Here is a 12,596-nt window from a genome sequence, read left to right on the forward strand (position 1 = left end):
CTGCTCGTCACTCGCCGCGCTCACCGGCGACTGGGTGTCGTGCTCCACGGACTCGGAATCAACGGCGGTCTCGCTCATCTGGCGTCTCTCTCTTGATCATCAGATCCGCCGTTAGCTTTACAGTCCCGCTCAGGTTGACATGTTCTTGCCTCGGCGGGATGGTCTGGCCGGGGTGTCTGCGGTGAGGCTGCCGAGGAGGCTGAGGCGGTCTTCGTTGCCTGGCTGCGGGGTGATGAGGATCATCGACGCGTTATAGGTCCTGGGCACGGAGTAGGCGTCCCATTCGATGTCGATGTCGCCGATGCGGGGGTGGCGGATCGTCTTGCGCCCGTTGATCCGATCGCGGACGTCGTGCCGGGCCCACAGCCGACGGAACTGCGGGCTGCGCACGCTCAGGCTGCCGACGACTTCCACGGCGCGGGGATGTTCGGGGTCACGGGCGATCGCGGCGCGGAGCATCCCGATGTAATCCTTGGCCATCGCCTCGCAATCGGCGAACCGGAGCTCGGCGTCGTCACGGAAGAGCATCAGCAGCGCGTTGCGTTCGGCCACGGGGGTGTTGGCGGGGTCGCCGAGCAGTTCCGCGGCCAGGCGGTTCCAGGCGAGCACGTCCAGATGCTGGCTGACGACGAACGCGGGAAGGCTGGTCGCGTCCAGCAGCATCCGGGCACTTGCGGGCAGGCGGTCCGGACTCCGGCGGGCCCGGGGCGCGGGGCGCCTGGCCGCACGGGCGAGCCGGGCGATATGGTCCCGTTCGGTGTCGTCCAGGTCCAGGGCGTCGCTGATGGAGTCCAGTACCGCGTCGGAAGGCCGCGTGTTCCGTCCCTGTTCGAGGCGCTGGTAGTAGTCCGTGCTCAGCCCGGCCAGAGCCGCTACTTCCTCCCGCCGGAGCCCCTCGACACGCCGCCGTGGTCCGGGTTCGAGACCGAGGTCCTCGGGGCGGGTCTGCTCCCGGCGGGCGCGGAGGAAGGCGCCCAGCTCCCGCGCCGCCGCCGTACACAATTCCATACTCCCAGTGTCCCTGGTCGTGGGCCAGCCTGGGTGGTTCTGCCAGACCGAGGATGCCGCGGACGCCGGTCCCTTCGCAGGCAGTACCTAGGTTGAAGAGCATGACTGCATGGACTGCTTCTGACATTCCCGACCTCACCGGGCGGACCGCGATCGTGACCGGAGCCAACGCCGGCCTGGGTTTCGTGACCGCCTGCGAACTCGCCGCACACGGCGGCGAGGTCATCCTCGCCGTCCGCAACCGGGCCAAGGGCGACACCGCCGCCGACCGCATCCGTTGAACACCCTCCTGGCCCACAAGGCCCGGCGCGGGCTCGGCCGGCGAGAGGAATTCCCGGGCGCCACCCAAGCTCCTGAACCTGCTCGGCACCCTCTCAGCGAAGCCTGTCTCCGAGCCCAGCCGATCATCCTCAAACCGATAGCCCTCCAGCCGCCTCCCGTCTCTGCCCGGCAGTCACGGAGAGGCCGTCACCCAGCACCAACGACCTCGATCCTCGGATCGGTGGCAGCGCCGGTTCTAGCCGCCCGAAGTGGCATCCAAGCTATACAGATTGGAGTCCAGATATGACTTTCAACAAGACATTTGCCCTCGGTGGCGCCACGACCGTCAACCGTCTCGGCTTTGGTGCCATGCGGATCACCGGACCCGAGGTCTACGGCATGCCTGAGGTGCCGCAGAAGTCGATCGACGTGGTGCGGCGTGCGGTCGACCTTGGCGTCGAGTTCATCGACACCGCGGACCAATACGGCCCTTTCACCTCCGAGCAGCTGATCTGCGAGTCGTTGTACCCCTACCCGGACAACGTCGTGGTCGCGACGAAGGGGGGCCTCGTCCGTTTTGGCCCCTTTGCCGACATCAACAACGACGCCAGCCCCCAGCACCTCGAAGACGCCCTCAACGGCAGCTTGCGTCGGCTGAACCGCGATCAGATCGACCTGTATCAACTCCACCGGATCGACCCGAAGGTTCCCGTCGAAGCCACCTTCAGGTTCCTGCGAGACGCACAACGCGACGGCCGGGTCCGTCACCTCGGACTGTCAGAGGTGAGCGTTGAGGAGATCCAACAGGCGCAGGACTTCTTCGAAGTGACGTCGGTGCAAAACAGGTACAGCATCGGCGATCGGTCGGCCGAGCCTGTTCTGGACTTCTGCCGTGAACACGACATCGCATTCATCCCCTGGTTCCCCATCGGCGGCGGCGACGTGGGGGTGTCAACAGCGCTGCAGCGCATCGCCAACGAGCACGAGACAGGCACTCGCCAGATTGCGCTGGCGTGGCTTCTGCACCACTCCAACAACATCCTGCTCATCCCCGGCACCTCGAATATCAAGCATCTCGAGCAGAACATGCGGTCCGCTGACATCGAGCTCGACGAGGAACAGATGCGCACGCTCGACAACATCACCCCGACACCCGCCTAGCCAATACGCCTGAGCGCGGCCGCGGGGAACGACGGAAGGACAGGTCGCGGGAAGCATGGCTTGGCTCGACCGTCGCCCTGCGGCCCCGCACAACGCCCATTGCGCACGCCTGACGACGGTTTCCCGGCCGAACTGAAGCATCGGGCGCCGACCGCTACACCAACGAATTTCAGGAGAAGCAGTTGATTAGACGCGTGAACTCGCTCTTCGCCGCCTCATTGGTCATCACTGGCCTTGGTCTCGGCGCTGGCGTCCTAGAGCCCGCTGGCGCCGAGGCGACACCCAACGCGGCCGTCGGCACCCTCAGCCCGGCCGACGCAGCGACCGATTGCGCTGCTCTGGACGGCTACAGCATCCCGGCGGCCTCGATCGGTCTCCCAACATCGGGCGCTGTGGTGTCCTCCACCCAGCTCGTTGCGCCCGACAAGGCGACACGCTCGCCCGAGTTCTGCCTCGTCCGAGGCTCGATCGCGCCCGTCGACTCCACGGCCAGGGCCATCAACTTTCAGATCAACCTGCCCACGCAGTGGAACCTGAAGACGCTGCAGGAGGGTGGCGGCGGGTTCGACGGAATCGTGGTCACCGGGCTGGACGACATTCCCAACACCTTCGGCACCGGTGTTCGCGGTGGCCCACTCCCCGCGCTCAGCCGCGGTTACGTCACCTTCGGCAGCGACGCGGGAACCGCGCCAGACGGTAGTGCCCTGGTCAACGACGAGGTCCTGGCGAACTACGAGGGAGCGGCGGTCAAGAAGACTCGTGACACCGGGATCGACATTGTCGCTCGCTATTACGGCCAGCAGCCGCAGCAGCAGTACTTCGCCGGAGGGTCGAAGGGCGGTCACGAAGCGCTCGTCGCCGCTCAGCGTTATCCCGCTGACTACACCGGCGTCATCGCCAACTATCCGGCCAACCAGATTGCCGCGATGGCGATCACGTGGGACCACATGAAGCAGTTGGCCTACCAGCGAGACGGGGGCTTTCTCGATGCGGCTAAGCAGCAGTTGCTGAGGAAGGCCATCTACGCCAGCTGCGATTCCCTCGACGGCGCCCAGGATGGCGTTGTCTCGAATACCGGCGGCTGTGCAGCCCAGTTCGACGTGCGTGACTTGCTGTGTCCGAATGGAGCCGACACCGGCGACTCCTGCCTCTCCGAGACTCAGGTGGGCACGCTGACGGGCGCCGCCAACCCCTACCGCATCGACTTCCAGCTTGCGAATGGCATCACCACTCTCGGAGGGTTCCCGGTCCTGACGGGGGCCGACATCGGACCTCGCCAGCAAGACTCGTGGTGGTTGAACTCGACCGACACCGACAACAGCTTGATCAACTTCCTCAGCTCAAGGCTCATCCGGTACGCCATCGAGAGGAACCCCACCGCGAACCTGGACGGGTGGGACTACCGAGACTGGGAGCCGCGGCTCAAGCAGCTCTCGCGGGAATTCGACGCCACCACCCCCGACCTCGATCGGTTCTTCGCCCGCGGCGGCAAGCTGATTCTGGTCCAAGGTGACGACGACGTCCTGGTCCCAGAGCACTCCACCAGCGCGTACTTCGAGACCCTCATGGGCCGCTACGGGCGCAGCCTTCACAACTACGCCCGCTACTACCGTCAGCCTGGCTACGGACACGCCCAAGGAACCTTCGATCTCTCCTTCGACTCCCTCGGTGCGCTCGAGACCTGGACAACGACCGGAGTCGCACCGCTCACGCCCACCGCGGCCGACATCAACACCGGCCGCACGATGCCGCTGTGCCAATACCCCTCATGGCCGCGCTACCAGGGCAGTGGCGACACAACGAAGGCGACCAGCTACACCTGCGTCACCGGCGACCGGCCCCGCCTCCACCGCCATCTTCGTCTCGCTCTCGCGTCGCAGCCAGCACTACGGCGAGTTCAAAAGCGGCCCTAAGGCCACCGTCAACGTGACCAGCGACGGCACCCCCGGCCAGACCGACCAGACAGGTGGGTACGGTGCAGCCGGAGTGGCCGGCACGGTGGTCATCGCCGACGCTGGCGCACAAGTCGGGTCAGCGCAGCTCACGCACGGAGCGGTCACCATCCCATTGCCCGCCCGGCTTGCGGCGGGTTCGCACCTGCTCAGGGTCGCCTACACGCCGACCACGTCCTCGTACACCGCCCCGGCCATCACCACGACCAGCGTGAAGATCAACAAGGCAGCGCCCAAGTTGACCGGAGCCAGGGCACACCGTGGCAAGAGCGGACGCGCGCGCCTCATCATTCGAGCTAGCGCGAAGCATTTGCGCCCCTCCGGTCCCGTCACCGTCAGGGCTCAAGGGATGAAGCGCATCCTGCGGGCGCACCTGCGAGACGGCAAGGTGATTGTGACGCTTCCTCGGCTGGGAGCGGGACCTCGCCGCGTCACGGTGACCTATCGCGGCTCGTCCAACATCCGCCGCGCCTCGGTGAGCAAGAGCATCAACCTCGCAGTCGGCTAGCTGTACTGACCACAGAGGTTGAGTACGGGCGACACGCAGTGATGATCTTGGAATGAGGGAGGGTCTCCCGGTTCGGTGTGGATTGCGAGCCGGCGCAGTATCACCGCGGTCATCGCCCAGTACACCCGCGACTCCGAACTGCGGGGCCGGTGCTCGTAGTCGCGCACCAGCCTGCGGTGCAGCGTCAAGATCCCATAGGCGCGCTCCACGACCCACCGCTTGGCCTGGGGAACGAACCCGGTCTGCGCCAGGTTGCGCTCCACGACCTCCACCTCGATGCCCACGGCGGCGAGGCCCAGCTGAAGGACCTGCACGTGACGATCGCCGCGCTCCTGGTCGCGCACAGCTGCAACGTCGGCTACACCCCGGTTATCGGAGCCGCGGACGCGCTGAAGTACGGGCGGCTGTCCCATGTCGACCAGACGTACCTGCGGCTGGCGATGTATCGGGCGGCGAACGCCACGCTGATCGACTGCCAGGCGTCGATTCCGCTCGCGCAGGCGTGGGGCGGCGGCCTGGTCGCCTCGGTGGACGGTATGCGGTTCGTCGTGCCCGTGCCGTCGGTGTACGCCCGGCGCCCGAAGTACTTCGGGCGCCGGGGCGGGGCAACCTGGCTAAACATGATCAACAACCAGGCGGCGGGGCTGGGCGGGAAAGTGGTGGCCGGCACCCCGCGCGACTCCCTGTACGTGCTGGACGTCCTCTACGACCGCGACGGCGGCAAGTGCCCCGAGATGATCGTCACCGACACCGCGAGCTACAGCGACATTGTCTTCGGGCTGCTCACCTTGGCGGGATTCGCGTATGCCCCGCAGCTCGCTGACCTGCCGGATCAGAAGATGTGGCGCATCGACCGCACGGCCGACTACGGCGCCTTCCAGGAGGCGGCCCGTGGCAGGGTCGACCTTGCCAGGATCGAACGGCACTGGGAGGACATCCTTCGGATCATCGGCTCCATCCACACTGGCGCCGGGCGCGCGTACGGCGTGATCCGGATGCTGTCCCGGGACGGGCGCCCCACTCCGCTCGGCGACGCGATCGCGCACTACGGGCGGATCGCGAAGACCTTGCACATCATGCGCCTGGCCGACGAGCCCGGATACCGGCGGCAGATCAAGGTGCAGGCCAACTTCCAGGAAGGCCGCTACGCGCTTGCGCGGAAGATCTTCCACGGCCGCTCGGGGCAGCTCTACCAGCGCTACCAGGACGGCATGGAGGACCAGATCGGGGCGCTCGGTCTGGTTCTCAACGCGTTCGTGCTGTTCAACACCGCTACATGGACGCCGCCGTCACCCAGCTCCGCGCGGACGGCTTCGAGGTCCGCGAGGAGGACGTGGCCCGGCTGTCCCCGTTCGTACGCCACCACATCAACGTGCTGGGGCGGTACTCCTTCCAGCTCCCCCTGCCCGGCGGCCTGCGGCCACTGCGCGACAAGCACGCCACCGACGACGAGTGAGCGCCGGCCCCAGGAGACGCCCGGGCGGAGAGAGCCCTTCCCCGGGGCTGGCTCGTTGACCAGCACAGACCGTGCCCGTCCACGGGCACCGACGAGAGCAGGGAGAGGGAGATGACCGTAGCGGTCGCCCCGGAGGTGGCGGCCGCGCAACGGCGGATCGTCAGCACGATCAACGCATCCGGCAGGCTGAACGCCGACGGGCTCGCCATGTGGCGGGAGGCCGACTGCGGCGAGTGGAAGGCCCTGGCCGCCGAGGTCGGGACCAGGACCTGCTGGAGGTCCCGCATACCACCAGCTCCTCCAGCAAGGCCATGCGCCGCGGCGAGGAGGTCCGCATCCTGCTCAAGGACGTGACCCATCGGGTGTGGTGGATGCCCTCGCTCGAGCAGACCGCCGCCGACATTCCCGACGCCCCCAGCTGGGACTTCCGTCTGTTCCAGCCCCGCGCCGATGGGGCCGTCCTGAACCTCGCGCTGTCGGCGGAGTGGCCTGCCGGGGCGAAGAGCCTGGCCCGCGCCGCCTGGCTGCGGGAAGAAGCGGGTTGCACGGGGGTGTCACGCCATAACAAGGCCCTGGTCGACCATGCTTTGACCGGCTGCTACGACGGCGTTGAGGCTTGGGCGGGGCTTCCACCCCAGGATGTCGCGCGCCTTGTCCGTGGAGAAGCGGCGGGCGTAGCCCAGGTCGTGAACGGCCGGGCGCAGCGCCGGGTTGGTGGCGGCGCTGGCCCGCACGGTCTCATCGGGGATGCCCTCGGTGGGAACGCGAGCTGCGGCCTGGCCGAGATGGGTTCGCAGCATGTCGGCGATCTCAGCCATCTTCAGCGCGGGGCTGCTGCCCAGGAGGAGCCGCTGCCCGGCAGCCCCGGGCGCGGTTGCGGCGGCGACGTGAGCTGCAGCGATGTCGCGCACGTCGACCACGGGGTAGTACAGGTTCAACAGTCCGGGCATCTGCCCGGTGAGGAGCCGCTGGACAACGCGGTTGGCTCCGGAAACCTCCGCACTCAGCACAGGGCCCATCACGGCGACCGGGAGCAGCGTGGTCAACTCCATTTCGCCGCCGTCCTCGGCGACGAAGTCCCAAGCCGCACGCTCGGCGAGCGTCTTGCTGCGCCCGTAGGCGTCGGTACCGGGGCCGTCCAGGACGGTCCAGTCCTCCTCGGTGAAGACGCGGTCGTCGTGCGGGTGCCCCCAGGCGACCGCATGGAACGCCGAGGTGAGGACCACACGTGCCACGTTCGCGTCGCGTGCCGCCCGCAGCACCCGCAACGTGCCCTCGCGAGCGGGGGCGATGACCTCTTCCTCGTTCTCGACGTGTCCTGGCATGACCGGTGAGGCCACGTGGATGACACGGTCGATACCGTCGAGAGCCTGGGGCCAGCCCTCCTTACGTGTCAGATCAGCGGCGACGAACTCAAGACGGTCACCGACTGTCATACCGGCCTCACTCAGAGAGGTGCGCACTGCCTTCTCCCGGTCCAGGGACCGGACGGTGGACCGCACCTGATGCCCCCGGGCCAGGGCCTCAAGCACGACATGCCCGCCGATGAAACCTGAGCCCCCGGTCACCAGGATGTGTTGTTGGGACATCTCACGCACTCCTTGCCTTCGAAGCTGCCCGGCCACTGCGCCGAAGTACCGTGGCCTGCCGCGCCAGGGTTGATCCTCTTGCGGCTCTCGTCCGGCCAGCGTGCGGGTGCGCGGGGAGGCACTACCAGTGTCCTCCCGACACTGGTACTGCCAGGGACAGGCAGGGCACCCGGCTGGCTGCTTACGCTGGTGGCCATGGACAGGGAGCCGAACCTGCTGGGCGAGTACCTTCGTGCACGCCGCGAACTTGTCACCCCCGAGCAGGCCGGAATCCCGGTCCTTGGGCAACGGCGCGTCCCGGGGCTGCGCAGGGAGGAGGTCGCCATGCTCGCGGGCATCAGCGCCGAGTACTACCTGCGTCTCGAACAGGGCCGCGACCGCAACCCCTCGGTCCAGGTGCTGCAGGCCATCGCGCGGGTGTTGCACCTGGATGACGACACCTATCTCCTCAGCCTCGTGGCCGGCCGGCCACGACGCAGGAATCGACGCCCGCGGCGCGAAGTCGTGCCGTCCAGCACGGCCCGCCTGGTCGAGACCCTCGGCCTGCCGGCGTTCGTCGAGGGCCGCTACCTCGACGTACTGGTCGCAAACCCACTGGCTACCGCCTTCTCGCCCCGTCTGACGACAGGACGCAACCGGCTCAGGGACCTCTTCCTCGACAAGGCCGAGGCGGCGATGTTCCCCGCATGGGAACAAACCACCGCCGGTCTGGTTGCGAGCTTCCGCAACTCGGTCGGCACCGACGCCGATGACCCACGCGTGATCGAGCTGGTCGGGGAACTCTCAGTAGCCAGCCCGCACTTCCGCCGACTATGGGCCCGCCACGATGCCGGGAACCGGCGCACCACCGCTACCATCACCTTCGCTCATCCCCAGCTCGGCGCTATCACCCTGGACCGCGAGAAACTGCTGGTCAACGGGACCGACGGCATCATGCTCGTCATCTACCACCCGGAGCCCGGCTCCGAAAGCGCCGACAAGCTCAGCCTCCTCGCTTCAGCGTCGCTCCAACCCGCCACACCCGGAGCGACCCGGGCCAAGTCTGATTCAGCCTGGCTCAGTCGACCACCTGCCGCCGGCAGCAGCGACTGACCCTCCCCTCCCCACGTCCTCGACAGCGTCGTACGTATGATCCTCATACGCCGAGGCCCCGGCCTCACCGAGGAAGTCGAAACCGATCTGTTCTCGCCGTACGGAGGCGCCGCCCTGAGCACCGAACTCAAGGAGCGGACGGCGCTGGCCGCCATCGAGTCCGACGGCTTCCGCTTCGACACCAGCACCCGGCAGCTCACCGAGTACGACCCCTGGTTTTTGCTCACCCGCGTCGCGCTGGACTGGGCCATCAAGCAGTTACGACGCCCCCGCGGCGATCGCGACCTTACACTCACCAGCGAGCGTCGCCCGGCGCGAGCAGGCTGGTCACCTCGGCGATCGCCTCCGGTGAGGGCTTGAAGTAACGGCGGACGTTCTCCGGCTTCCTGTCCTCGACTTCGCCATCAGCACAAGGTGGTGTCGCCGCGCGACGTGTGCCCGGGCACGGGGCTGGCGGCCACCGGCAGGCGAAGTTGCGGATCCCGTTGATCGCCGACCAGCGTGCTCCCCGCGCACGCGGGGGTGATACCCATCCGTGCCAAAAGGCGTCTGCCGAGCGGTTGCTCGAATGCACGTGGCGCCGGCACTCGGGTGCCTCCTGTATATATCGTCAACCGCCAGGGTGAGGCTGGGTGCTCGGCGGGTGCTCGTATGTCGTGGTACTGTCCGGCAGCACCCGGTACAGCGCTTGGCCGATGCGCCGCGAAGCGAATGACGAACGTGGACCAAATGGCACGTAGCGGTACTATGAAACAGGACGCGGTAGCGCGTCGAGTAGGGGATACCTCCAGAACTGTGGACTTTTAATCCATAGGTTCTGGGTTCGAGTCCCAGGCGCCCTACCACTCATCTTGCCACTGACCTGCGGTTTCTTCAGGTCAGCGGATCTTGTGGTGATCGTTTCGCGGCGGTGGGTGCTCCGTGGGTGCTCTTCTGTCGCGATCTTGTGCAGCATGGTCATCATAACGATGCTCCCCGCCGCATAAATATCCAGCTGCATAGGTATTCACGTCGGTGGTACCGGGTCGGCGTGGGTCAGCGCGGCACTGCGTAGGCAGTCGGCATCCGGGCGTCGCGGTTCCGTTTCTGTCTGCCCGCCATGCGCGGGTCACCGGCGATCGTGGCGAAGGACGTGGCCGGTGCCGAGCATCTCGGAGGTGGGCTGTGCCCGCACCGGTGCAGCGTCGGTACCGGCCCGTCGTACTGACTGGCGATCGAACGAGAACGTCCGCTAAGCGGTGATCTCGAGGGTCGACAGGTCTTGGCGCATGTTCTGGTGCGGATGTACGGGGTGTTCCGGCGCGTGGGGACGATCGGAACTTTCAACGCCGCTTTCGATGCCTCGCGTGTCGGGGTCATCCCGGTTCTGAGCGGGGTGGAGTGGTGGGCCGGAACGGGTGAGGGTGCGCGTCGGGTGCGGAGGCGGGCGGCTCACGGCAGTGGTGGGTGGGTTCGTCATTTCCATGGGGTTGTGGCGGGCAGTGTCTGGAGAGTGTCTTGGAGGGCACCGACGTGGGTGGTGGGCCGCCATTCGGTGAGCACCACGGTGGCGTCGTCGGCTTGGGAGTCGTCGTGTTCGCGGAACAGGTCGTGGACGAGGCGGCGCAGTGCTTCGGGGGCGGACATGCCGGTCGCGGTGGTGCGGATGATGGCGTCGGCGAGCCGGTCCACTCCGAACAGGTCGCCTTGGGGGGTGCGTGCTTCGGTGACGCCGTCGGTGTAGCACAGCAGGCGGTCGCCCGGTTGGAGGATCTCGCGGTGGACGTGCGGGCGGGTGTCGTTGAACAGTCCCATGGGCGGGTCCGGGGGACCGGCGAGTTCTCTGATCACCTTGTCACCCGTTTCCGGACGGACCCGCCAACCTGCTACCAGGCCTCCTGGCGGCTACCCGGACCGGAGTCACACCGGCAAGCGACGACGAGCTTACGGTCCACCGCTACAACACGGCTTCACCTCCTGCTCTGCTGGGCGCACGAAAAAGGCTCAGTGTCTGCGGGCGGGAAGGAGTGGCCGAGAGCCCGCGATGAGCATTTCGTCCGGTTTAGCGCAGACCGAGCAGATTGTCGGCGTTGGCGTGGGCGATCTTGTCCTTGTCCTGATCGGACAAGTGCGACTCGGCCAAGAACGATACGGCGCCCTCGTTGCCGACATAAGGGAAATCGACAGCGTGGATGATCCGGTCCACACCTACGGTATCCACGCAGTAACGCAACTGCGCCTGCCCGAACATTCCGCTGGGTGTGATGAACACGTTGTCGTGGAAGTACTCGCGGAAGCTCCGGTCGAGTTTGGTCATCCGCTGCGGCATGGCCTCGTCTAGCCGGTCGAGATAGAACGGGATGAATTCGCCCCAGTGGCCCAGGATGAACTGCAGGTCGGGGTAGCGGTCGAGCACGCCGGCCAGGATCAGGTGCAGGAAGTGCACCGCCGTCTCCTGGTGCCATCCCCACGCGGGCATCCGCATGGACGCGGACACCACGGGCGAGAGCCCGTCAGCGTAGTTGGCGTCGCTGACCGCCAAAGGCGGCGGGGCCGGGTGCAGGTAGATCGGCACCCGTAGCTCGCTCGCGGCGCTCAGGATGGGATCAAACCGGGGCCGGTCCAGGAACTCGCCGTCGGTACGACCCATGATCGTCGTGCCGACGAAACCCAGCTCGCTTACGCACCGGTGCAGTTCGCGCGCGGCCGCGTCGGGCACGGCCGTGGGCAGGGTGGCAAACGCGGCGAACCGGCCCGGGTGCGCCGCGACGGCCTCGGCCACGGTGTTATTGGCCGCAGTGGTCAACGCGGGCGCCACCTCGGCGGGCAGGAACATGTTGTTACACGAGAGCACCTGGGTCGTGATGCCGTTGCGGTCCATGTCGGCGATTCGGGCGGCCCCGATGTCGGTCAGCAGGTGGACCCGCTCCGTGTAGGGCATCCCTGCGCCCGGATCGAACATAGCCTCAATGCCGGGCACGAGTTCGGTCATGCTCGGCATGCTGGCGGCCGACAGCGCCGGGTCGGACCATTGTTCTTCGATCGTGACGATCCGCATCGCTAACCCTTTCGTCCGAGTCGTCCTTGGCTGGCTCCTCTAGGATCATCAAGGCGGGTGATAGGCACAAACACTTAGTTCTGATATATTGATCAGTATTATCAATAGTGAGGGCGGATGGAGCTGCGCCACTTGCGGTACTTCGTTGCCGTAGCGGAGGAGGGCGGCTTCAGTCGGGCCGCGCGTCGGCTGCACATTGTCCAGCCGACGTTGAGCATGCAGATCCGCGACCTGGAGAACGAGCTCGGCGGACCGCTGTTCGACCGCGGCACGCGGCGGACCCGGCTCACGCCAGCCGGCCGGGCGTTCCTGAACGAAGCCCGGCAAGTACTGGGCCAAGCCGATCGAGCGCAGAACGTGGCGCGGATGGCGCTCCGCGGCGAGGCCGGCAGCGTGCGGATCGGCCTAGGGCGTGTCCGGTAGATCTTGGCGTTCGGCTGAGGTCGATCTTGTGACGGGCTTTGATGGTGTGTCATGGTCCGGCGACATGAGTTAACCGATGCGGCCTGGCAGCGGATCGAGCCGTTGCTGC

12 protein-coding genes and 1 pseudogene are annotated in these 12,596 nt (G+C 66.9%); 8 read left to right on the forward strand and 5 right to left on the reverse strand.

Annotation, left to right across the window (positions count from 1 at the left end; translation table 11 throughout):
- Positions 1 to 129: 129 nt before the first annotated feature.
- The gene (locus tag NDW01_RS42330; protein ID WP_252830325.1) at positions 130 to 1,008 is read right to left on the reverse strand and encodes a helix-turn-helix transcriptional regulator; all 879 of its coding nucleotides are present in this window, start codon (positions 1,006 to 1,008) and stop codon (positions 130 to 132) included.
- A gap of 101 nt (positions 1,009 to 1,109) precedes the next feature.
- Here NDW01_RS42330 and NDW01_RS42335 point away from each other — a divergent pair, with 101 nt between their 5' ends.
- The 4 genes from NDW01_RS42335 to NDW01_RS42350 all read left to right on the forward strand — a co-directional run bounded on the left by NDW01_RS42335 (position 1,110) and on the right by NDW01_RS42350 (position 4,890).
- On the forward strand, positions 1,110 to 1,289 hold the full coding sequence (locus NDW01_RS42335; protein WP_252830326.1) for a hypothetical protein: 180 nt from the start codon (positions 1,110 to 1,112) through the stop codon (positions 1,287 to 1,289).
- A gap of 283 nt (positions 1,290 to 1,572) precedes the next feature.
- The gene (locus NDW01_RS42340; protein WP_252830327.1) at positions 1,573 to 2,430 is read left to right on the forward strand and encodes an aldo/keto reductase; all 858 of its coding nucleotides are present in this window, start codon (positions 1,573 to 1,575) and stop codon (positions 2,428 to 2,430) included.
- Between the two features lie 194 nt (positions 2,431 to 2,624).
- Complete coding sequence (locus NDW01_RS42345; protein ID WP_252830328.1) at positions 2,625 to 4,343, forward strand: tannase/feruloyl esterase family alpha/beta hydrolase; 1,719 nt, start codon at positions 2,625 to 2,627, stop codon at positions 4,341 to 4,343.
- Between the two features lie 13 nt (positions 4,344 to 4,356).
- Entirely contained in the window at positions 4,357 to 4,890 is a 534-nt protein-coding gene (locus NDW01_RS42350; RefSeq protein WP_252830329.1) for a hypothetical protein, read from the forward strand.
- On the opposite strand, the gene NDW01_RS42355 is transcribed toward NDW01_RS42350, so the two are convergent.
- The gene (locus tag NDW01_RS42355) at positions 4,887 to 5,204 is read right to left on the reverse strand and encodes a hypothetical protein (protein WP_252830330.1); all 318 of its coding nucleotides are present in this window, start codon (positions 5,202 to 5,204) and stop codon (positions 4,887 to 4,889) included. The genes NDW01_RS42350 and NDW01_RS42355 overlap by 4 nt on opposite strands.
- Between NDW01_RS42355 and NDW01_RS42360 the strand changes: the two are divergent.
- Positions 5,205 to 6,346, forward strand: a pseudogene (locus NDW01_RS42360) (transposase).
- Positions 6,347 to 6,900: 554 nt separating this feature from the next.
- Here NDW01_RS42360 and NDW01_RS42365 read toward each other — a convergent pair.
- Positions 6,901 to 7,935 carry an NAD-dependent epimerase/dehydratase family protein gene (locus NDW01_RS42365; RefSeq protein WP_252830331.1) on the reverse strand — a complete coding sequence of 345 codons (1,035 nt, stop codon included), beginning with the start codon at positions 7,933 to 7,935 and terminating at the stop codon, positions 6,901 to 6,903.
- Between the two features lie 195 nt (positions 7,936 to 8,130).
- Between NDW01_RS42365 and NDW01_RS42370 the strand changes: the two genes are divergently transcribed.
- Both NDW01_RS42370 and NDW01_RS42375 read left to right on the forward strand, forming a co-directional pair.
- Positions 8,131 to 9,027 carry a helix-turn-helix domain-containing protein gene (locus tag NDW01_RS42370; RefSeq protein WP_252830332.1) on the forward strand — a complete coding sequence of 299 codons (897 nt, stop codon included), beginning with the start codon at positions 8,131 to 8,133 and terminating at the stop codon, positions 9,025 to 9,027.
- A gap of 36 nt (positions 9,028 to 9,063) precedes the next feature.
- Positions 9,064 to 9,387 (forward strand): hypothetical protein, encoded by a 324-nt coding sequence (locus NDW01_RS42375; RefSeq protein ID WP_252830333.1) that lies wholly within the window; start codon positions 9,064 to 9,066, stop codon positions 9,385 to 9,387.
- A gap of 1,095 nt (positions 9,388 to 10,482) precedes the next feature.
- On the opposite strand, the gene NDW01_RS42380 is transcribed toward NDW01_RS42375, so the two are convergent.
- Entirely contained in the window at positions 10,483 to 10,857 is a 375-nt protein-coding gene (locus NDW01_RS42380) for a PP2C family protein-serine/threonine phosphatase (protein WP_252830334.1), read from the reverse strand.
- A 211-nt stretch (positions 10,858 to 11,068) separates the two neighbouring features.
- Positions 11,069 to 12,064 carry an amidohydrolase family protein gene (locus NDW01_RS42385; RefSeq protein WP_252830335.1) on the reverse strand — a complete coding sequence of 332 codons (996 nt, stop codon included), beginning with the start codon at positions 12,062 to 12,064 and terminating at the stop codon, positions 11,069 to 11,071.
- A 117-nt stretch (positions 12,065 to 12,181) separates the two neighbouring features.
- On the opposite strand from NDW01_RS42385, the gene NDW01_RS42390 reads away from it, so the two are divergent.
- Positions 12,182 to 12,487 carry a LysR family transcriptional regulator gene (locus NDW01_RS42390; protein WP_252830336.1) on the forward strand — a complete coding sequence of 102 codons (306 nt, stop codon included), beginning with the start codon at positions 12,182 to 12,184 and terminating at the stop codon, positions 12,485 to 12,487.
- The last annotated feature ends 109 nt before the right edge of the window (positions 12,488 to 12,596 follow it).

It is taken from the genome of Actinoallomurus soli, assembly GCF_024055715.1.
GTDB lineage: Bacteria > Actinomycetota > Actinomycetes > Streptosporangiales > Streptosporangiaceae > Actinoallomurus > Actinoallomurus soli.